This window comes from Methylobacterium sp. Leaf87 (assembly GCF_001422775.1).
In the GTDB taxonomy this organism is placed as follows: Bacteria; Pseudomonadota; Alphaproteobacteria; order Rhizobiales; family Beijerinckiaceae; genus Methylobacterium.
The window spans coordinates 200,148-219,438 of the sequence record NZ_LMMI01000045.1; the positions used below are offsets into that span (position 1 = coordinate 200,148).

Here is a 19,291-nt window from a genome sequence, read left to right on the forward strand (position 1 = left end):
GCACCGTTCCCAAGGCCTGCGCGTGAGCGCCGGTCCGCAGGCCCGCCGGGGCCTCCTCCTCGTCAACCCCAATGCCCGCAACGGCGGCTTCTCCCTCGATGCCGTGCGCGAGGCCCTGCGCGAGGGCGGCATCGAACCCTTCGAGCCACCGGGCGATCCCGACTGTACGGCCGTCATCAAGCGGCATGCGGCGCAAAGCGACCTGGTGATCCTCGGCGGCGGCGACGGGACCCTGAACGCGGCGGCGCCCGCCCTCGTCGAGACGGGCCTGCCCCTCGGCATCCTGCCGCTCGGCACCGCCAACGACCTCGCCCGCTCCCTCGGCCTGCCCCCCGATCCGGTGGCGGCCGCGACACTCATCGCCACGGAGGAGGCCCGGCCGGTCGATCTCGGCTGCGTCAACGGCCACTACTATTTCAACGTCGCCAGCATCGGCTTCTCGGCCGAGCTCGCCGGTGACCTCACGGCCGAATCCAAGAAGAAGTGGGGCACCGTCGGTTACGGCATCGCCGCCATGCGGGTCCTGCGCCGGGTGCGGCCGTTCACGGTCTATCTCGAGCATGACGGGCAGACCGAGACGATCACCACCATCCAGGTCTCGGTGGGCAACGGGCGTCATTACGGCGGCGGCATGACCGTGGAGGAAACCGCCACCGTCGACGACGGCAAGCTCGACTTCTACAGCCTGGAGGTGAAGCACTGGTGGCGGCTGCTCGCCCTGCTGCCGGCCCTGCGGCGGGGCACGCAAGGGAAGGCCGCGGACGTGCGTGCCTTCCACACCACCGAAATCGTGGTGAAGACGAAGAAGCCCCGGCCAGTGAACACCGACGGCGAGCTGTCGACCTACACACCGGCCTACTTCAAGGTCTTCCCCAAGGCCGTCCGCATCTTCGCGCCGGAGGCGTCGCAGCGCCCGGGCGTCGCGCGTCCTACCTTCACCCTGCCCTTCTAGTACCTTCGCCTTCCAGTACCCTGCCCTTCTCGACGTTCGGAACAGCCCTCCCGTGGACAGCATCCTTCCCCTTCTCAGCGACCCGACCGCCTGGGCGGCCCTCGCCACCCTCATCGTGATGGAGGTGGTCCTCGGCATCGACAACCTGATCTTCATCTCGATCCTGACAAACAAGCTGCCGGCCCACCAGCAGGACCGGGCGCGGCGCATCGGCATCGGCCTCGCCCTGGTGCTCCGCCTCGGGTTGCTCGGGACCGTCGCCTACATCGTCGCCCTGACGCAGCCGGTCTTCACGGTGCTGGGTCACGCCTTCTCCTGGCGCGACCTGATCCTCATCGGCGGCGGTCTCTTCCTGCTGTGGAAGGCCACCAAGGAGATCCACCACACCATGGAGCCGGAGCCGGAGGACAAGGGCCTGGGGCAGGCCGTGACCCTCGGCTTCGCCACGGCCATCGGCCAGATCCTCGTCCTCGACCTCGTGTTCTCCATCGACAGCATCATCACGGCGGTGGGCATGACCGAGCACGTGCCCATCATGGTGGTGGCCGTCGTCTGCGCCGTGACGGTGATGCTGGTGGCGGCGAACCCGCTCTCGCGCTTCATCGCCGCCAATCCCACGGTGGTAATGCTGGCGCTGGGCTTCCTCATCATGATCGGCATGACGCTGATCGCGGAGGGGTTCGGTGCCCACGTCTCCAAGGGCTACATCTACACAGCCATGGCGTTCTCGGCCGGTGTCGAAGGCCTCAACATGCTGTCCCGGCGTCGCCGCAGGGCCAAGCAGGGCGCAGCCGGCCCCGCCAAGGGGTAGGACCCGTCGGTTTCACGGGAAAACAAGAAGGCCCGCCGGATCGCTCCGGCGGGCCTTCTTCGTATGGGCACACGACGTCCCGCCCACAGGCGGACGAGCGGCGCGGTTTCATACCAAGTCCGGTCGATCGCTTCGCGATGCGGATTTGGGCTTCGCTCAGGCGCCGCGCGGGCCGCCTGAGACTGTCTCCGAATGGATCATCCGGAGACAGTCTCAGAGGATGGATTCGGTGCCGGCTGCCTCGCGTTTGCAGATCGCCTGATCGGGCGCCGAGCCCCCCCCGGCGACGAGCTTGGTGATTTCCGCCCGGGCCCGCTCCAGATCGGCCCGGAACCCCGCATCCCCCTGAAGGGCCGCGAAGACGATGCTTCCGGCGGTACGGCCGGCCTGGACATCGCTCATCCAGTGCAAACCGCAGACGACGCGACTCTCGCCGTAGGACCGGGCGCGCACGAAGAACTGGGTCGCCTTCTCGGGCATCAGCGCGGCCATGATCGAAGCGTAGGTCCAGCCTTGGGTCGCGTGGCTCGAGGGGAAGCTGAACGCGTTGGCGATCTCGGCCGAGCGGACGACACAGATCTCCGCGTCGTTGCCGACGAACGGGCGGATACGGCGGTAATGTTCCTTCGGCCCCCGGGTCGCGCGGGCGATGTCGAGGCGCGAGCGCTCCAGCAGGGTCATCAGGGCAGGTGCGCGGGCCTGATCGATGCGCTGGCCGATGACGCAGGCGAAATCGTCGAGGATCGCGGAGGCGCCGTCGGCGACGTCCGTGGTGGCCAGAACCCAGCGGGGGGTGCCCTTGAGGGAGCGAGTCGCCGTGAAGGCGGCCTTGTCGGCGGTTTCCGCCGCCGACTGGCCGCGCGGCGGCGCGGGGAGGATCGCCACGGTGTCGGGCGCCACGGCGTCGGCGAGATAAGGCTGGCGCGCCACCTTGGCCGGCGTCACCGGCGTGGTGGCCACGGAGGGGGCGGAGGCGGGTTTGCCGGGTGCATCCTTGACGGGCGCATCCTTGGCCAGTGGATCTTTGGGCTGCATATCCTCGGCGCAGACCGGCCCGATTCCAGCGACGGTGGCGAGGAGGACGAGGGCGAAGGGTAGGCGGGCCATCGGCGTCTCTGAGAGCGTGTGTGGAACTGGGGACGAAAGGCGGAGCAGCCTCGTGTCATAGGGTTCCCATGTAACGGCCCTATGGCAAGGGCCGATCCTTCGCACACGCCGCCTGAACGGTGCCCGACGGCGTGTTTTGTCACTCGCCGCGTCGGCACGCCGTTGAGACCTTGGCCCGGCGTTTCGTGACGCCCCTCGTGCCCTCAGGCCGCGCGGATCGCCGCCGCGACTTCGCCGGGATACTCCTCGTGCGGGCTCAGGGCACCCGGCACCGACGCGCGGGCGACGTGGCCGGTAGCGACGAGCGCATCCATCTCGGCGCCGGAGCGGCGCGGCGCCCGTTCGGGGCGCAGGACGAGGATCGGCGGCAGGCCGTCATCGGTGAACAGGTCGAGGAAGTCCTTGCGGGTCTCGCACGGGTCGAGGCCGCCGGTGACGAAGGCGGCGGTGCCGAAGCGGCCGCCGGGGTGGCGGGTGACGGCGTGCTTGTCGGCGATGACACCCGGTGTGACGTGGGCGGGATCGGCGTAGACGTGGGCCCGCATCATCCGGCCGATCACCGGCGGGCTGATGTTGAGGCGGTACAGGGCTTCGCCGAGCACCGGCAGCTCGACGGCGCGGCGGATGCCCGCGATGAGGCCGCGCCGGTTCGGTCCCATCATGGTGGGGAACGGGCCGCGCCAGGTCGGCGCCACGAGGACGAGACGCGCGAACAGGCCGGGATGCCGTCGGGCCGCCGCCACGAGATAACCCGCCGCGTGGCCCGCGGCGACGCCGAGCGCGTAGGGGCCGCGCTCCGCCGCCAGCAGGGCGTCGAGGAACCCGTGCATCGTGGTGGGATTCAGGGCGATCCGCGGCCGCGTCCGGTCGCCGAAGCCCGGCCAGTCCGGTACGTGGCATCGGAAGTCATGGCCAAGGTCCCGCGCCAGCGGCCGCATCTCGGCCCGGGCGGAGATCGACGACAGGGCGGGGAGCAGCAGGGCATCGGGACCGTTGCCGATCACGTCGCACGGCGTCGGCAGCGGCCGTCCGGCGACGGTGAGGGACAGGCTACGGGCGGAGCAGGCCGGCTCGATCATCGCGCAGTTCCAACGGGTGCGTCGTCGGCAAGATGGGGTCGCCCCCCTCCCCCCGACATGCGGCACAATACCAGTGCTCCCGCCGCTCCGAAGCGGGATCGCGGCGATCCGCCGGACGGGTCTGCCCGCCGGCGGGGGGCCAGACCCCGCCGAGCCTGCGCTCGACCGGGGTCCGCCGACGGATTCAGGTCCGCAGCAGTTCGTTGATGGCGGTCTTGGAGCGGGTGCCGGCATCGACGCGCTTGACGATGACCGCGCAGTACAGGCCCGGGCCGGGCGTGCCGTCCGGCAGGTCCTTGCCCGGCGTGGTGCCGGAGACCACGACGGAGTACGGCGGCACGCGGCCGTACATGACCTCGCCCGTCGACCGGTCGATGATTTTGGTGGAGGCGCCGATGTAGACGCCCATGGAGAGCACGCTGCCCTCGCCGACGATCACGCCCTCGGCCACCTCGGCGCGAGCGCCGATGAAGCAGTTGTCCTCGATGATGACCGGATTGGCCTGGAGCGGCTCGAGCACCCCGGCGATGCCGGCGCCGCCGGAGATGTGGCAGTTCTTCCCCACCTGCGCGCAGGAGCCGATGGTGACCCAGGTGTCGACCATGGTGCCCTCGCCGACATGGGCGCCGAGGTTGATGAAGGACGGCATCAGCACCGCGCCGGGCGCGATGTAGGAGCCGCGCCGCACGACGCAGCCGGGCACCGCCCGGAAGCCGGCCTCGCGAAAATGCTTCTTCTTCCAGCCCTCGAACTTGGACGGGACCTTGTCCCACCAAGTCGCGCCGTCGGGGCCGCCATGGATGATCTCCATGTCGTTGAGGCGGAAGGACAGCAGCACCGCCTTCTTGAGCCACTGGTTGACCTGCCACTCGCCGTCCACCTTCTCGGCGACGCGGGCCTTGCCGGCATCGAGGAGGTCGAGGGCGTGCTCCACGGCGTCGCGCACGGCGCCCTTGGTGCCGGTGTCGATGCCGGCGCGCTCCTCCCAGGCGGTCTCGATGGTGGTGGCGAGGTCGGCGTGGGACATGACGGCTTCCGGGGATGAGACGAGGGTTCCGTGCTTACAAAAGCCCGCCCGCCCTGTCACCTCGGCCGCGTCACCCGTCAGCCGGCAGTCAGGGGTTTCGACGCGGCGTGGCCGCAGGCGTCGAAGCGGCGCTGAATCAGGACGTAGTCCTTGCGCGTGGTGTTGAAGTACTTCGCCGAGACGGAAACCTCCGGTTTGCCCGGCGCCCCCGACGGAAGCCGGTCCGTGATCCGTTCGATGGTGCAGCACTCGGTCCGGTCGTCGAGGTAGTCGAGACGGTTGCCGTAGGCGCGTCCACCGTGATCGCCCTCGCGGACGATGTTGCCGATCATGATGTCGATGAAGTTCTGGTCAGTGAGGGAGCTGTTGGTCTCGTGGCAGACCATGAGCCGGCCGGAATAGACCGCGACGGCGTAGACGGCTCCCAGGCTGACGAGGCCGAGGAAGGCCACGCCGGCGATCTGCGCCCGCCGGTCCTGCGCATCCTGCGCGAGATGGTTCAGCATGGTCCTGAAGTGTCTCCGAGGAAGGCCGGAACTCCACCGATCCCCCTCACCCGTTCCGCTGATCCAGCCTGCGCCCGCGTGTCTTAGGAAAGCCCTCACGCGGTCGTGAGCATTCGCGACATTGATCGAAAGAGGACCGTCCGAACTCCGGGGACCGGCGCTCGGGCGCCGCGCGGGCTCACGTTGCTGGCTCAGGCGCCGCGCGGGCTATGCCACCGCGCCGCCATCACCCCGAAGCACGGGCGTCACGGCATCGAAGCGCCGGCGAACCCGGTCGAGGTCGCCCGCGAGGGAGGTCAGGTCGTCGGCGAGTTCGTCGTGGATGGCCTGCGCGGCCTGCGGGAATTCCGCCAGCACCCGCCGCATCAGGACGGGCGTGATGCGGAGTACCTCCGCCGCCGCCGCCGCATGGGCGTCCGTCGGCCGCTCACCGGGCAGGAGCAGGGCGAGGCGGCCGATGAGGGCGGAGCGGCCGAGCGTGATGGTCTCGCCGCCGGCCACGCGGGGCGCCAGGGCGATGGTGCCCGACAGGACGACGAAGCCGCCATCCGAGGCGTCGCCGCGGGCGAACAGCCGGTCGCCGGAGCCCAGGCTGCGCCGCTCGGCGGCGAAGGAGAGCAGGCGCAGGGCGTCGCGGCCCAGGAATCCGAACAGGGGGGCGCCGGCCAGGATCGCGATGTCGTCGTCCAGCCCCAAGCCGCCCTATCCCTTCCGTCGATGGGCGAGCTTACCGCAAGCCGCGCGGCGGCGCGATACGCTACGGAAGCAGCTTGTAGCCGCCGCCCTCTGTCACCAAGATCGCCGCGAGTCCCGGATTCGGCTCGATCTTCTGGCGCAGGCGATAGATGTGCGTCTCGAGGGTGTGGGTGGTCACCTGGGCGTTGTAGCCCCAGACTTCCGCGAGCAGCGTGTCCCGGCCCACCACCGCACACCCGGCGCGGTAGAGGAAGCGCAGGATCGCGGTCTCCTTCTCGGTCAGCTTCAGCTTCGACCCGCGCGCGTCGACCAGGAGCTTGGCGCCGGGGCGGAAGGTGTAGGGCCCGATCTGGAACACCGCATCCTCACTCGCCTCGTGGCTGCGCAGGTGGGCGCGGATGCGGGCGAGCAGGACCGCGAACTTGAACGGCTTGGTGACGTAGTCGTTGGCTCCGGCTTCGAGCCCCTCCACCGTGTCGTCCTCGGAATCCTGGCCCGTGAGCATGATGACGGGCCCGCGATAGCCGTTCCGGCGCATGGCCCGCACGGCCTCGCGTCCGTCCATGTCGGGCAGGCCGACATCCATCACCACGAGGTCGATGCGATCGTCGGTCACGCAGGCGATGGCGCTGGTGGCATCCGCCAGGCCGATTACCCGGAACTCTTCGTAGAGGTCCAGTTGCTCCGTCAGGGTTTCCCGCAACGAAGCATCGTCGTCGCAGACCAGCAGGCGATGGGTATTGGGCATCGACCAGACGACTTTCGCGCACGAGTGAGGTCACGTCCAGCGCGTGATCCTCAGACCAGGGGAAGGGATTAAGGCGTCCGCCTCAAGCGGAATCCAGAGAGGCGGCGGCAGAACGAAAACGATTTGATGGACCGCGCGTCTTCAGGAAAAGACGCGCGTATGCGCAGTAATATCCCCACAAACGACCGACGACTGCCTAAAGTTTCAGTCCGGTCGCGTGGCAAATGACGGAGGGGCCGAAGGTCTGCCGATGATGGCATCCCGTGCCGTCCCGGGCGATAAGGTGCCCCATGAAACGAACGACGCTCTCGCACCTGCGCGTCCGTGCCCTCGTGGGCGACCGCACCCGTGGACAGGTTCTCGCCGGTCCGGCCGTCATCCCCTGTGCCCTCGGGCGCTCGGGGCTGGTCCAGCGCAAGCGCGAGGGCGACGGCGGCTCGCCGCGGGGGCACTTTCGCCTGCGGGGGGGCGCCTACCGTCCCGACGTGTTCGCGGCCCGACCGCGCACCGCCCTCGCCCTGCGCGCGACGCGACCGAGCGACGGCTGGTGCGACGAGCCCGGGGACCGGCGCTACAACCGGCCCGTCACCCTGCCCTGCCCTGTGAGCACGGAACGGATGTGGCGGGACGACGGTCTGTACGACCTCGTCATCGACCTCGACTACAATCGCGGACCGATTCGCAAGCGCCTCGGTTCGGCGATCTTCTTCCACTGCGCGCGGCCGGGCTACACCCCAACGGAGGGCTGCGTCGCCCTGAAGCGCGCGGATCTCGCCCGGCTCCTGCGCCGTCTCGGGCCGCGCACGCGGATGTGGATCGGATAACCTCATCGCGCGCCGTCAGTGCGCCGGCACGGCGTTCGGAACGCCGTCGCCCCGCCGCGCCGGATCGGCCAGGGTCAGGATCAGACCGGCCGCGATCAGGCACAGGGCGCCGGCGGCGAAGAAGGCCGGCAGGTAGCTCGACAGGGCCGTGCGCGACAGGCCGGCACCGTAGGCCACCGTCGCCGCGCCGAGCTGATGCCCGGCAAACACCCATCCGAACACGAGGTTCGCCCGCTCCCGGCCGAAGCGCGACGCCGTCAACCGCACGGTCGGCGGCACGGTGGCGATCCAGTCGAGGCCGTAGAAGGCCGCGAACAGGGAAAGCCCGACGAACGAGAAGTCCGAGAACGGCAGGAACATCAGCGAGAGGCCGCGCAGGCCGTAGTACCAGAACAGCAGCCAGCGGTTGTCGTAGCGGTCGGACAGCCAGCCCGACGCGACGGTGCCGACGAAGTCGAAGATCCCCATCGCGGCGAGCACGCTGGCGCCCTGGACGGGACCGATGCCGTAATCGGCGCACAGGGGAATGAAGTGGGTCTGGATCAGTCCGTTGGTGCTGGCCCCGCAGATGAAGAACGTGGCGAACAGAACCCAGAACACCCGCGTCCGTCCGGCGTCGCGCAGGACCGCGACAGCCCCGCCCGCCGTCGGGGTCGAGGCGGCCGCGAGGGGTCTCGTCTCGCCGTAGGGCAGCAGGCCGAGATCCTCCGGCCGGTCGCGCATCAGGGCCAGGACGCCGAGCCCTGCGGCGAGCAGGAGCCCGCAGATCAGCAGGAGGGACGCCCGCCAGCCGAACCGCTCGGTCAGCGCCGCCAGGACCGGCAGCACCACAAGCTGGCCCGTGGCCGAACTCGCCGTGAGCAGGCCGACCACGAGGCCGCGGCGATGGGAGAACCACCGGGTCGCCACCGTCGCGCCGAGAACCAGGGCCGCCAGCCCGGTACCGATCCCGACGACCACGCCCCACAGCAGGATCAGGTGCCAGACTTGACTCATCCAAAGGGACGCCACGAGGCCGCCGGCGATGAGGGACAGGGCGGTCAGGACGACGCGGCGCGGACCGTACCGGTTCATCAGGGCGGCTGCGAAAGGTCCCATCAGGCCAAACAGCACCAGCCGGATGGCCAGGGCCGAGGAGATCGTCGCCGTGTCCCAGCCGAACTCCTTTTGCAGCGGAAGGATCAGCACGCCCGGCGCGCCCACCGCGCCCGCCGTCACCAGCATGGTCAGGAACGTGACCGCCACCACCACCCAGCCATAGTGGATGTCGCGGCGCGCGAAGGCGCCCGCCAGGGCCGTCGAAGGGTGGAGGGCCCGAAAGGCCATGCCTGATCGCTCCGGGGCGAACCGCCCGTCTCAGATGCGCGTTGCATAGGCGCATATGCACGCTTTATTCAAGCATCCCCCGTCGCGTCGTGGCGAAACATCTGGAAGTACCGGCATGACGGAGCCCACCCCCATCGCAATCTGCACGTGTCTCGCCGTCCGGCAGGGCGCACGGCAACTGACGCAATTCTACGACCGGCACCTCGCGCCGGCGGGACTGCGGGCGACACAGTATCCGATACTGGCCCGGCTCGGCCGGTCGGGTCCGATGTCGATCAATGCCCTCGCCACCGGGATGGTGATGGACCGCACCACGCTGGGCCGGGCGCTGCGTCCCCTCGAGCGGGAGGGATTGCTGGCGATCGGCGTCGGACGCGATGCCCGGACCCGCAAACTCTCGCTGACGCCGGCGGGTGCGGAGCGCCTGGCTGCCGCGGCGCCGCTCTGGCAACGGGCGCAGGCCGCCTTCGAGCAGGGATTCGGGGGCCCCGAGGCGGCGGCCCTTCGCGCCGCCATGGCGCGGGTGGTGGATACGCTCTGACGGCGCGGTCCTACTGGGTTCTTGAGGGCCGAGCCCCGAAGATCGCCGTACCGACGCGGATATGCGTGGCGCCCATCTGGATCGCCGCCGGGTAATCCGCGCTCATGCCCATGGACAGGATCGGCAGGTTGTGGCGTGCCGCGATGCGGGCGAGCAGGGCGAAATGGGCCGAGGGCGGGTCCTCCGCCGGGGGAATGCACATCAGCCCGTCGATCGCGAGGCCGTGGGTGTCGCGACACTCGGCCAGCAGGGCATCGACATGGGCCGGCGAGACGCCGGCCTTCTGCGGCTCGTCGCCGGTGTTGACCTGGACGAGGAGCTTCGGGGTCCGGCCGCTCCGCGCGATCTCCTTCCCGAGTGCCGCGGCCAGGGAGAGCCGGTCGAGGCCGTGGATCACGTCGAACAGCTCCACCGCCTCGCGGGCCTTGTTCGACTGGAGCGGCCCGACGAGGTGCAACTCCACGTCCGGGAACCGCTCCCGCAAGGCCGGCCACTTCGCCTTCGATTCCTGGACGTAGTTCTCTCCGAACACCCGGTGTCCCGCTTGCAGGGCCGGCAGGATGCCTTCGGCTGAAATCAGTTTCGAGACGGCGACGAGGGCGATGGACGCCGGATCGCGTTCGGCATCGTCGGCCGCCTGCCGGATTTTTCCGCGCACGGCCTCCAGGCCGGCGACGACATCGACGGCGGGCGGGCGGGCATACTCGAAGGGGGCGTCGGCCATGGGGTTCGTTCTCGGAGGGGTCGTGGGATCTGGGATCGGACTACCATTCCGAACGCGCACGGCAAGGCAGGGGTCCCGGCAAGAACACGGGTGCCGGCAAGGCAGAGCCGCTGACACGGCAGAACTCCCGACCCAGCAAGATTTCCAGGCGCGCCTTCGTGTTGACCGGGTGACGCCGCGTGGTAGTCCGGCGGCCAACCCTTTCGGGCGCGCCTGGACGCCGCCCGCTCCTCCATTTGGATGGCGCCCGCCATGACCCAGTCCGCCCGCCCCGCCGCGCCCGAGCGTTACAACGCCAAGGAGACCGAGCCGCGCTGGCAGCAAGCCTGGAATGAGGCCGGCATCTACGCCACCAGGAACGACGACGGCCGGCCGAAATACTACGTGCTGGAGATGTTCCCCTACCCGTCCGGGCGCATCCACATGGGCCACGTGCGCAACTACGCCATGGGCGACGTGGTGGCCCGCTACAAGCGGGCGCGCGGCTTCAACGTGCTGCACCCCATGGGCTGGGACGCCTTCGGCCTGCCGGCCGAGAACGCCGCCATGGAGCGCAAGGTCAACCCGCGCGAATGGACCTACGCCAACATCGCCACCATGCGCGGCCAGCTCCAGAGCATGGGCCTGTCCCTGGACTGGAGCCGCGAGATCGCGACCTGCGATCCCGACTACTACAAGCACCAGCAGCGCATGTTCCTCGATTTCCTCGACAAGGGACTGGTGACGCGCCGCACGGCCAAGGTGAACTGGGACCCGGTGGACCACACGGTGCTCGCCAACGAGCAGGTCATCGACGGGCGCGGCTGGCGCTCGGGCGCCCTGGTGGAGCAGCGCGAGCTGACCCAGTGGTTCTTCAAGATCACCGACTTCGCCCAGGACCTGTACGACGCCCTCGACGGCCTCGAGCGGTGGCCGGAAAAAGTCCGGGTGATGCAGAAGAACTGGATCGGACGCTCGGAAGGGCTGGAGGTCCGCTTCGCCCTCTACGCGCCCCCCTCCGGCGTGGGGCCGGAGGTGAAAGTCTACACCACCCGCCCCGACACCCTGTTCGGCGCGAAGTTCTTGGCGATCGCGGCCGACCACCCGATCGCGGCGGCGCTCGCGCCCGCGCGCCCCGAACTCCAGATGTTCATCGAAGAGTGCCGCCGCACGGGCACGGCCCAGGCCGCCATCGATACGGCGGAGAAGCTCGGATTCGACACGGGGCTGAGGGTGCGCCACCCCCTCGACCCGTCGTGGCTGCTGCCGGTCTACGTCGCGAACTTCGTGCTGATGGAATACGGCACCGGGGCGGTGTTCGGCTGCCCGGCCCACGACCAGCGCGATCTGGATTTCGCCAACAAGTACGGCCTCGGCAACACTCCGGTGGTCTGCCCTGAAGAGCAGGACGCCAAGACCTTCGTCGTCACCGACACCGCCTATGACGGCGACGGCCGGATGATCAATTCGCGCTTCCTCGACGACATGACCACGGACGAGGCGTTCGATGCGGTGGCGAACCGCCTCGAATCCGAGACCCTTTCGGGCGCCCCCATCGCATCGCGAAAGGTGCAGTTCCGGTTGCGCGACTGGGGCGTGTCGCGCCAGCGCTACTGGGGGTGCCCGATCCCGATCATCCATTGCGACGCCTGCGGCCCCGTGTCGGTGCCCGTGGCCGACCTGCCCGTGCGCCTGCCCGACGAGGTCTCGTTCGACGTGCCCGGCAATCCGCTGGAGCGCGACCACGCTTGGCGCGACGTCCCCTGCCCCACCTGCGGGAAGCCGGCCCGGCGCGAGACCGACACCATGGACACGTTCGTGGATTCGTCTTGGTACTACGCGCGCTTCACCGCACCGTGGCTGCAGGACGCGCCCACAGACCGCAAGGCCGTCGATCAGTGGCTCGCCGTGGACCAGTATATCGGCGGCATCGAGCACGCGATCCTGCACCTGCTCTACGCGCGCTTCTTCATGCGGGCGATGCAAGCCACCGGCTGGTCCGGCGTGTCCGAGCCCTTCGACGGGTTGTTCACGCAGGGCATGGTCGTCCACGAGACCTACAAGGACGCGGCCGGCGCCTGGGTCCAGCCGGCCGACATCCGCATCACCGCCGAGTCCGGTGAGCGTCAGGCGTTCCACGTGAAAACCGATGCGCCCATCGCCATCGGTGCCATCGAGAAGATGTCGAAGTCGAAGAAGAACGTCGTCGACCCCGACGACATCATCGCGAGCTACGGCGCCGATACCGCACGCTGGTTCATGCTCTCGGACTCGCCGCCCGAGCGCGACGTGATCTGGACCGAGGACGGCGTCCAGGGTGCAGCCCGCTTCGTCCAGCGCGTCTGGCGCCTCGTCTCCCTCGCGGCGGGGGCGAACGGCACGGCGGGCGCAAACGACGCCGCCCTACGCAAGGCGGCACACAAGGCCCTGGCCTCCGTCGAGGAGGATGTCGAGCGCCTGCGCTTCAACCGCTGCGTGGCGCACATCTACACCCTCGCCAACGCCCTCGACGAAGCCCTGCGCGGCGGCGTCGACGCGGGGGCCGCCCGAGAAGCCGCCGGCATCCTCACCCAACTCGTGGCACCGATGATGCCGCATCTCGCCGAAGAATGCTGGCACGCCCTCGGTCGCGACGGCCTCGTGGCCCAGGCGCCCTGGCCCGTAGCGGATCGTGCGCTCCTGGTTGAGGATTCCGTCACCCTCCCCGTCCAGATCAACGGCAAGAAGCGGGCGGACGTGACCGTGCCGCGCGACGCCGACAAGGCTGAGGTCGAACGCCTGACGCTCCTGGACGAGGCCGTGCGGAAGGCCCTCGAAGGCCGTGCACCGAAGAAGGTGATCGTCGTACCCGGCCGGATCGTCAACCTCGTCGTGTAGGCCCACGATCCGGCCGGAGACGAAGCGTAAACCACACGGCCACTAGGGTGGCGGCGGGCCTGGCTTCGCCGTACACAGCGAGCTCGGCCCTTCGAAACTGGGCAGTCGGAACGGCGGCGACGATGATGCGTGTGGCGATTCGGACGGAGCGGAACGGCCTTGCGCGTCGGGCGGCCCGGGTGGCGCTCGTCTGCGCCCTCGGCCTCAATCTCTCCGCATGCTTCCGGCCCCTCTACGGCCCCACCGCCTCCGGTGAGCCCATGGCGGCCCTGCTCGCGTCCGTGCAGGTGGACGACGTCAGCATGGCCCAGGGCCAGGAGCGCATCGGCCACTATCTGCGCAGCGAATTGATCTTCGATCTCGACGGCTCGGGCCAGCCCTCGACCAAGCGCTACCGCCTCAAGATGCAGGGGAGCGAGACGGTGCAGACCCCCATCGTCTCGTCCCAGACCGGGCGCGCCGAGGCCGGGACCATCATCGCCAACGTGAAGTACTCCCTGGAGAATCTCGACGGCACCAAGATCATCAGCGAAGGTGTCGCCACCTCGACGGCGACCTACGACCGCTCGGTGCAGCGCTTCGCCTCCCTGCGCGCTGCCCGCGATGCGGAGATCCGTCTCGCCAAGGTGCTGGCCGACCAGATCAAGACCCGCATCGCCTCCGTGCTGGTGACGAAGCCCTGACGGGCTCGCCCGCATGACCGCCGTCAAGGCCAGCGATGTCGAGGCGCTGATCCGGCGCGGGCCCGACCCGCGCATCGCGGTGCTGCTCCTCTACGGACCGGACACCGGCCTGGTGTTCGAACGTGCCAAGCGCCTCGCCGAGGCCTTCGTCTCCGATCCGGGCGACCCGTTCGCCATGGTGAAGATCGACGGCGACACCCTGGCGCAGGATGCCGGCCGACTCGTCGACGAGGCCGGCACGGTCGGCCTGTTCGGCGGCAACCGCACGATCTGGGTGCGGGCGGGAAGCCGCAACTACGCACCGGCCGTCGAGGCCGCCCTGAAGGCCGAGATCACCCAGGCCCGCATCGTCGTGGAGGCCGGGGATCTGGCGAAATCCGCGCCGCTGCGCACCCTCTGCGAGAAGTCGCCCAAGGCCCTGGCGATCCCGTGCTACCCGGACGACGAGCGCGCCCTCGGCGACCTCATCGAGCGCACTCTGCAGGAGCAGGGGCTTCGGATCGCCCGCGAGGCGCGCGACGTGCTGGCGACGAGCCTCGGGGGAGATCGCGGTGCCAGCCTGTCGGAGATCGACAAGCTGGCGCTCTACGCCCGCGGGCAGGACACGGTGAGCCTCGACGACGTCGAGGCCGTGGTGAGCGACGTCGCCGCCAGTGTCCTCAACACACTGATCGACGCGGCCTTCTCGGGCCGCACCACCGATGTCGAGCGCGATTACCGCCGCTTTCGCCACGAGGGCATGGACCCCTCGGTGATGCTCGGCTCGGCCCTGCGCCACGCCCTGACGCTCCTCGCCACCCGTCTGGCCGGGGAGGGGCAGAGCGCCAGCATGATGGTCGGCAATTGGCGCGGTCTGCATTTTCGCCGCAAGGCCACGGTGGAGACCCAGCTCGCGCGCTGGACGCCTCCGGCGCTCCGCCACGCGATCCAGCTCCTGCAGGAGGCCGTGCTGGCCTGCCGCCGCTCGCCGCCGGATCTCGCCCACGCCAACGCGTCGAGCACCCTCCTGCGGATCGCCTCAGAGGCTGCGCGGCGGCCCTGAAGGGGGACACCCCGCCTCAACGAGGCAGGGGGATCGTCTTACCCCTGCGGGCTCACCTGAAGCAGACGGCAGAGACCATCGAGCTCTTCGGCGGTCTCGTACCGGATGCGGATCTCGCCCGTGCCGGCGGCCTTGGTCTTGAACGAGACCGGCATGCCGATCGCCCGGCCCATGGCCTGCTCCAAGGACCGCAGGGTGGCGTCCTTCTCGGCCCCACGGCGGGGACGGCCGGGTCGGGGGGCGTCGCTATCTGGAACCTCGGCCGACGCCAGGGCCTCGACCTCGCGCACCGACATCCCCTCCTCGACGATCCGCCGGGCGACGGCCTCGGGATCCTTCACCGCCAGGAGGGCGCGAGCGTGGCCCGCCGTGATCTCGCCGGCGACCACCCGATCCTGGATCGCGGGAGACAGCTGCAGCAGGCGCAGGGTGTTGGCAAGATGGCTGCGGCTCTTGCCGATGATCTCGGCCAACTCGCTCTGGTTGTACTGAAACTCGCTCATCAGCCGCTCGTAGCCGGCCGCCTCTTCGATGGCGTTGAGGTCCGTGCGCTGGACGTTCTCCAGGATGGCGAACTCCAACGAGGTCCGGTCGTCGATCTCGACGGTGACCACCGGGACTTCGGTCAGACCCGCACGCTGGGCCGCACGCCAACGGCGCTCGCCCGCGACGATCTCGAAGGTGTCGGGCACCCCCGACAGGGCCCGCACCACGATGGGCTGGATGATGCCGCGCACCTTGATGGATGCCGCAAGCTCCTCGAGATCGGCTTCGGTGAAACGCCGGCGCGGGTTGCGTGGGTTCGGTCGCAGGAACTCCACCGCGACCTTGCGCTGGGCCTGGGACCGGTTCGCGTCGGCCCCCTCGTCGCCGAAATCACCGATCAGGGCCGCGAGACCGCGCCCGAGCCGAGGCCGCACCACATCATCCGCCATCGCCACCCGCTCGACTCCGTTACGCATTGTTTTCATGGATTAGGCAGCGACGGGCAGACGCCCCTCGCGCTGGATGATCTCGGAGGCGAGGCGGAGATAGGCTTGGCTGCCGGCGCATTTGAGATCGTAGAGCAGCACCGGTTTGCCGTGCGACGGCGCTTCCGACACGCGCACATTGCGGGGAATCATGGTCTCGTAGACCTTGTCGCCCATGAAGCTGCGCACGTCGGCCACCACCTGTGCGGAGAGGTTGTTGCGCGGATCGAACATCGTCAGGACGATCCCCTGGATGGTCAGGCGCGCGTTGAGGGCGCCCCGGACCTGCTCGACGGTGCGCAGCAACTGGCTCAAGCCTTCCAGGGCGAAAAACTCGCATTGCAGGGGCACCAGCACCGCGTCGGCTGCCGCCAGGGCGTTGATGGTGAGGAGGTTGAGCGAGGGCGGGCAATCGATGAGGACGTAGGTGACGCCCTGCGTCGTCCCGCTCTGGCCGACGCCCTTCAGGACGTTGCGCAGCCGGTGCGCCCGGTCGGGGGCGGTCGCCATCTCCATTTCCAGGCCGAGGAGATCCATGGTCGAGGGGGCGACCATGAGACGGGGCACGGCCGTCTGCACGCAGGCGGCTCCCAGCTCCGCCTCCCCCGCCAACACATGATAGGTCGAGATTTTGCGCTGGCGCCGGTCGACACCGAGCCCGGTCGAGGCGTTGCCCTGCGGATCGAGGTCGATCACCAGGACCGACTCCCCGATGGCGGCGAGCGCCGTGCCGAGGTTGATCGCCGTCGTGGTCTTGCCGACCCCGCCCTTCTGGTTGGCAAGGGCGAGGATGCGCAGGGGCCGGTCCGGCCTGCCGCCGCTGAGGGGATCGGATGTGGGAGCGCTGGTCATGAATCCACGCGGGAGAGGGCCGTGACGCGGACGATCCGCGCGTCAGAATCGGTACGGCTCGGCACAAGATCGTAAACGAATCTCCACCGTTGCGCCGCCTCGGTCAATTCGGATTGCACGTCACGCCCCTTGGGAAACAGCGCGACGGTGCCGGTTTTCAACAGGGGCTCGGTCCAGGCAAGCAGCTGGGTGAGGGGAGCGAGCGCGCGGGCGCACACGATCTCGACACCGGTCTGGCTGCCGATCGCATCCTCGATCCGGACGTTGTGCACCCGCGCGGGTGCCGAAGTCAGGCGCGCGGACTCGAGGAGGAACGCGCATTTGCGCGCGTTGCTCTCGATGAGATCGACCTGAAAGCCCGGCCGCCCGTGACCGGCCAGCGCCAGGATCAGGCCGGGAATGCCAGCCCCTGAACCAAGGTCGAGCCAGCGCGTGGCATCCGGCGCCAACGCCGCGAGTTGCAGCGCGTCGGCGATGTGACGGGTCCAGACTTCGTCGAGTGTCGCGGGACCGACGAGGTTCTTCACCGTCTGCCACCGGCGAAGCTGCTCGACATAAACGTCCAGCCTCGACGCTGTTTCACGTGAAACACCGGCCTCGGAGAGGACGCGGTCGCGCCCGAACTCAGCTTGCATGCGCGGCACTCGGGCGGTGCCCACGCCGGGCATGAGCAGCGAGCAAGGTCAGCGCCGCTGGGGTCACGCCTTCGATCCGTGCCGCCTGGCCGAGGGTTCCGGGACGCACGGTTTCCAACTTGCTCCGCATCTCGTTGGACAGGCCGGGAATCGCGCCGTAATCCAGACGGGCGGGGAGGGCGACGGCCTCGTCACGCCGGAACGCAGCGATGTCGGCGTTCTGGCGATCGAGATAGACCGCATAGGTGGCGTCCGTCTGGAGACGCTCGGCGATCCGGTCCGGGACGCCCGAGAGGTCCGGCCATACCGCGGCAAGCCGGGCCCAGTCGATCTCCGGGTAGGAGAGCAATTGGAACGCCGAGCGTCGGATCCCGTCCTGGTTGAGCGGGATGCCGTGCGCAGCGGCCTCGTTCGGTGTGAGACTCAGGCCGTCGAGACAGGCCCTTGCCGCGTGAAGCCCCCCCTGCGCCTGGGCGAAGTGGCTGGCGCGGCGGGTCCCGACGCAGCCCAACGCCGCACCGCGCGGCGTCAGCCGCTCATCGGCGTTGTCGACGCGGAGGGACAGGCGATACTCGGAGCGCGAGGTGAACATGCGATAGGGCTCGCTCACCCCGTGGGTGACGAGGTCGTCGATCATGACCCCGAGATAGGATTCCGCCCGGTCGAAGGTGGCGAGCTCGGCCCCACCGGCCAAACGCGCCGCATTGAGACCGGCCACCAGCCCCTGCCCCGCCGCCTCCTCGTAGCCGGTGGTGCCGTTGATCTGCCCGGCCAGGAACAGACCCGGCAACCGGCGCGTCTGAAGCGTCGTATCGAGTTCGCGGGGATCGACGTAGTCGTACTCGATGGCATACCCCGGACGCACGATGGTAGCGCGCTCCAGGCCCGGGATCAGGGCGATCACTGCGCGCTGCACCGCCTCCGGCAAGGCGGTGGAAATTCCGTTGGGATAGACCGTGGGATCGTCGAGCCCTTCGGGTTCGAGGAAGATCTGGTGGCCCTCCCGGTCGCCGAACCGCACGACCTTGTCCTCGATCGAAGGACAGTAGCGCGGGCCACGACTGGCGATTCCACCGGAATACATCGGCGAGCGATGGAGATTGGCCCGGATGAGGTCGTGTACCGCCTGGGTGGTGCGGGTGATGCCACACTGAATCTGCGGCGTCGTGATCCGCTCGGTCAAAGTCGAGAACGGCACGGGATCGGCGTCGGCCGACTGCATCTCGAGTCCGGACCAGGCGATGGTACGCCCGTCGAGGCGGGCCGGTGTCCCGGTCTTCAGACGCCCCAGTGCGAAACCATGACGATCCAATGTTTCGGCAAGGCCAATGGACGGGCCTTCGCCGACTCGTCCAGCGGGGGTTTGGATCTCTCCGATATGAATGAGACCGCGCAAGAAGGTGCCGGTGGTCAGCACCACGGTGGCGCAGGGGAGGGCACGTCCATCCCCCAGGACGACACCCACGACTCGGCCGTCGTGAACGGTGAGGTCGCCGACTTCGCCCTCGATCACCGTGAGGTTCGCCGTCTCGGCGATGGCGGCCTGCATGGCGGCGGCGTAGAGCTTGCGGTCGGCCTGGGTGCGTGGGCCGCGCACGGCCGGTCCCTTGCGCCGGTTGAGCAGGCGAAACTGGATCCCGGCCGCGTCGGCGACCCGTCCCATGAGACCATCGAGGGCATCGACTTCCCGGACGAGATGCCCCTTGCCGAGCCCGCCGATGGCGGGGTTGCAGGACATCGCACCGATGGTCGCGGCGCTATGGGTCACCAGGGCCGTGCGGGCACCGAACCGTGCGGCAGCGGCGGCGGCTTCGGTGCCGGCGTGACCACCGCCGACGACGATCACGTCATAGGGCAGAACGGAATGGAGCATGGCGCTGGAGTACGCGCCCGAGCGCGCCACCGTCAACG

Annotated in this window: 19 protein-coding genes; 7 read left to right on the top strand and 12 right to left on the bottom strand. The window is 69.3% G+C overall.

The window, feature by feature from the left end; translation table 11 throughout:
- Positions 1 to 22: 22 nt before the first annotated feature.
- Complete coding sequence (locus ASF22_RS17570) at positions 23 to 952, top strand: lipid kinase (RefSeq protein ID WP_056266712.1); 930 nt, start codon at positions 23 to 25, stop codon at positions 950 to 952.
- A gap of 52 nt (positions 953 to 1,004) precedes the next feature.
- Positions 1,005 to 1,763, top strand: a complete 759-nt coding sequence (locus ASF22_RS17575) for a TerC family protein (protein ID WP_056266714.1) — start codon at positions 1,005 to 1,007, stop codon at positions 1,761 to 1,763.
- A 213-nt stretch (positions 1,764 to 1,976) separates the two neighbouring features.
- On the opposite strand, the gene ASF22_RS17580 is transcribed toward ASF22_RS17575, so the two are convergent.
- From ASF22_RS17580 to ASF22_RS17605, 6 genes are all read right to left on the bottom strand, one after another.
- Positions 1,977 to 2,870: a phosphatase PAP2 family protein gene (locus ASF22_RS17580; RefSeq protein ID WP_082483800.1), complete on the bottom strand. Its 894-nt coding sequence runs from the start codon at positions 2,868 to 2,870 to the stop codon at positions 1,977 to 1,979.
- A 203-nt stretch (positions 2,871 to 3,073) separates the two neighbouring features.
- Entirely contained in the window at positions 3,074 to 3,949 is an 876-nt protein-coding gene (locus ASF22_RS17585; protein WP_056172462.1) for an alpha/beta hydrolase, read from the bottom strand.
- Between the two features lie 184 nt (positions 3,950 to 4,133).
- Complete coding sequence (gene dapD / locus ASF22_RS17590; RefSeq protein ID WP_056172465.1) at positions 4,134 to 4,976, bottom strand: 2,3,4,5-tetrahydropyridine-2,6-dicarboxylate N-succinyltransferase; 843 nt, start codon at positions 4,974 to 4,976, stop codon at positions 4,134 to 4,136.
- 77 nt (positions 4,977 to 5,053) lie between these two features.
- Positions 5,054 to 5,482, bottom strand: coding sequence for a hypothetical protein (locus tag ASF22_RS17595; RefSeq protein WP_056266717.1), 429 nt, complete (start codon positions 5,480 to 5,482; stop codon positions 5,054 to 5,056).
- 207 nt (positions 5,483 to 5,689) lie between these two features.
- Complete coding sequence (locus ASF22_RS17600; protein WP_056266720.1) at positions 5,690 to 6,178, bottom strand: Crp/Fnr family transcriptional regulator; 489 nt, start codon at positions 6,176 to 6,178, stop codon at positions 5,690 to 5,692.
- Between the two features lie 61 nt (positions 6,179 to 6,239).
- On the bottom strand, positions 6,240 to 6,926 hold the full coding sequence (locus ASF22_RS17605) for a response regulator transcription factor (protein WP_056172474.1): 687 nt from the start codon (positions 6,924 to 6,926) through the stop codon (positions 6,240 to 6,242).
- A gap of 290 nt (positions 6,927 to 7,216) precedes the next feature.
- Between ASF22_RS17605 and ASF22_RS17610 the strand changes: the two genes are divergently transcribed.
- Complete coding sequence (locus ASF22_RS17610) at positions 7,217 to 7,750, top strand: L,D-transpeptidase family protein (RefSeq protein WP_056172476.1); 534 nt, start codon at positions 7,217 to 7,219, stop codon at positions 7,748 to 7,750.
- 15 nt (positions 7,751 to 7,765) lie between these two features.
- On the opposite strand, the gene ASF22_RS17615 is transcribed toward ASF22_RS17610, so the two are convergent.
- Entirely contained in the window at positions 7,766 to 9,076 is a 1,311-nt protein-coding gene (locus tag ASF22_RS17615; RefSeq protein WP_056266723.1) for an MFS transporter, read from the bottom strand.
- Between the two features lie 115 nt (positions 9,077 to 9,191).
- Here ASF22_RS17615 and ASF22_RS17620 point away from each other — a divergent pair, with 115 nt between their 5' ends.
- Positions 9,192 to 9,617, top strand: a complete 426-nt coding sequence (locus ASF22_RS17620) for a MarR family winged helix-turn-helix transcriptional regulator (RefSeq protein ID WP_056266725.1) — start codon at positions 9,192 to 9,194, stop codon at positions 9,615 to 9,617.
- Positions 9,618 to 9,627: 10 nt separating this feature from the next.
- Here the strand turns inward: ASF22_RS17620 and ASF22_RS17625 are convergent, their stop codons facing one another.
- Positions 9,628 to 10,341: a YggS family pyridoxal phosphate-dependent enzyme gene (locus ASF22_RS17625; RefSeq protein ID WP_056266728.1), complete on the bottom strand. Its 714-nt coding sequence runs from the start codon at positions 10,339 to 10,341 to the stop codon at positions 9,628 to 9,630.
- Positions 10,342 to 10,593: 252 nt separating this feature from the next.
- On the opposite strand from ASF22_RS17625, the gene leuS reads away from it, so the two are divergent.
- From leuS to holA, 3 genes are all read left to right on the top strand, one after another.
- On the top strand, positions 10,594 to 13,197 hold the full coding sequence (gene leuS, locus ASF22_RS17630) for a leucine--tRNA ligase (protein ID WP_056266731.1): 2,604 nt from the start codon (positions 10,594 to 10,596) through the stop codon (positions 13,195 to 13,197).
- A 125-nt stretch (positions 13,198 to 13,322) separates the two neighbouring features.
- A complete protein-coding gene (gene lptE, locus ASF22_RS17635) occupies positions 13,323 to 13,880 on the top strand; it encodes an LPS assembly lipoprotein LptE (RefSeq protein WP_056172987.1) in 558 nt (185 codons plus the stop codon).
- A 13-nt stretch (positions 13,881 to 13,893) separates the two neighbouring features.
- Positions 13,894 to 14,922, top strand: coding sequence for a DNA polymerase III subunit delta (gene holA / locus ASF22_RS17640; RefSeq protein ID WP_056266732.1), 1,029 nt, complete (start codon positions 13,894 to 13,896; stop codon positions 14,920 to 14,922).
- A gap of 38 nt (positions 14,923 to 14,960) precedes the next feature.
- Here the strand turns inward: holA and ASF22_RS17645 are convergent, their stop codons facing one another.
- From ASF22_RS17645 to mnmG, 4 genes are read right to left on the bottom strand one after another with little or no spacing between them, the layout of a single operon-like run.
- Complete coding sequence (locus tag ASF22_RS17645) at positions 14,961 to 15,857, bottom strand: ParB/RepB/Spo0J family partition protein (RefSeq protein WP_056172496.1); 897 nt, start codon at positions 15,855 to 15,857, stop codon at positions 14,961 to 14,963.
- 39 nt (positions 15,858 to 15,896) lie between these two features.
- Positions 15,897 to 16,745 carry a ParA family protein gene (locus ASF22_RS17650; protein WP_056266735.1) on the bottom strand — a complete coding sequence of 283 codons (849 nt, stop codon included), beginning with the start codon at positions 16,743 to 16,745 and terminating at the stop codon, positions 15,897 to 15,899.
- Positions 16,742 to 17,380: a 16S rRNA (guanine(527)-N(7))-methyltransferase RsmG gene (gene rsmG, locus ASF22_RS17655; RefSeq protein ID WP_056267100.1), complete on the bottom strand. Its 639-nt coding sequence runs from the start codon at positions 17,378 to 17,380 to the stop codon at positions 16,742 to 16,744. The genes ASF22_RS17650 and rsmG overlap by 4 nt, the downstream gene beginning before the upstream one ends.
- Positions 17,370 to 19,253, bottom strand: coding sequence for a tRNA uridine-5-carboxymethylaminomethyl(34) synthesis enzyme MnmG (gene mnmG, locus ASF22_RS17660; RefSeq protein WP_056267103.1), 1,884 nt, complete (start codon positions 19,251 to 19,253; stop codon positions 17,370 to 17,372). Before mnmG ends, rsmG begins: the two co-directional genes overlap by 11 nt.
- Positions 19,254 to 19,291 lie beyond the last annotated feature (38 nt).

Excerpts from the sequence above, each read along its gene's own strand:
- leuS (WP_056266731.1), top strand. The coding sequence starts at position 10,594 with ATGACCCAGTCCGCCCGCCCCGCCGCGCCCGAGCGTTACAACGCCAAG.
- ASF22_RS17645 (WP_056172496.1), bottom strand. The coding sequence starts at position 15,857 with ATGGCGGATGATGTGGTGCGGCCTCGGCTCGGGCGCGGTCTCGCGGCC.
- ASF22_RS17625 (WP_056266728.1), bottom strand. The coding sequence starts at position 10,341 with ATGGCCGACGCCCCCTTCGAGTATGCCCGCCCGCCCGCCGTCGATGTC.
- lptE (WP_056172987.1), top strand. The coding sequence starts at position 13,323 with ATGCGTGTGGCGATTCGGACGGAGCGGAACGGCCTTGCGCGTCGGGCG.
- ASF22_RS17615 (WP_056266723.1), bottom strand. The coding sequence starts at position 9,076 with ATGGCCTTTCGGGCCCTCCACCCTTCGACGGCCCTGGCGGGCGCCTTC.
- ASF22_RS17585 (WP_056172462.1), bottom strand. The coding sequence starts at position 3,949 with ATGATCGAGCCGGCCTGCTCCGCCCGTAGCCTGTCCCTCACCGTCGCC.
- ASF22_RS17650 (WP_056266735.1), bottom strand. The coding sequence starts at position 16,745 with ATGACCAGCGCTCCCACATCCGATCCCCTCAGCGGCGGCAGGCCGGAC.
- rsmG (WP_056267100.1), bottom strand. The coding sequence starts at position 17,380 with ATGCAAGCTGAGTTCGGGCGCGACCGCGTCCTCTCCGAGGCCGGTGTT.
- dapD (WP_056172465.1), bottom strand. The coding sequence starts at position 4,976 with ATGTCCCACGCCGACCTCGCCACCACCATCGAGACCGCCTGGGAGGAG.
- mnmG (WP_056267103.1), bottom strand. The coding sequence starts at position 19,253 with ATGCTCCATTCCGTTCTGCCCTATGACGTGATCGTCGTCGGCGGTGGT.
- ASF22_RS17605 (WP_056172474.1), bottom strand. The coding sequence starts at position 6,926 with ATGCCCAATACCCATCGCCTGCTGGTCTGCGACGACGATGCTTCGTTG.
- ASF22_RS17595 (WP_056266717.1), bottom strand. The coding sequence starts at position 5,482 with ATGCTGAACCATCTCGCGCAGGATGCGCAGGACCGGCGGGCGCAGATC.
- holA (WP_056266732.1), top strand. The coding sequence starts at position 13,894 with ATGACCGCCGTCAAGGCCAGCGATGTCGAGGCGCTGATCCGGCGCGGG.
- ASF22_RS17620 (WP_056266725.1), top strand. The coding sequence starts at position 9,192 with ATGACGGAGCCCACCCCCATCGCAATCTGCACGTGTCTCGCCGTCCGG.
- ASF22_RS17610 (WP_056172476.1), top strand. The coding sequence starts at position 7,217 with ATGAAACGAACGACGCTCTCGCACCTGCGCGTCCGTGCCCTCGTGGGC.
- ASF22_RS17580 (WP_082483800.1), bottom strand. The coding sequence starts at position 2,870 with ATGGCCCGCCTACCCTTCGCCCTCGTCCTCCTCGCCACCGTCGCTGGA.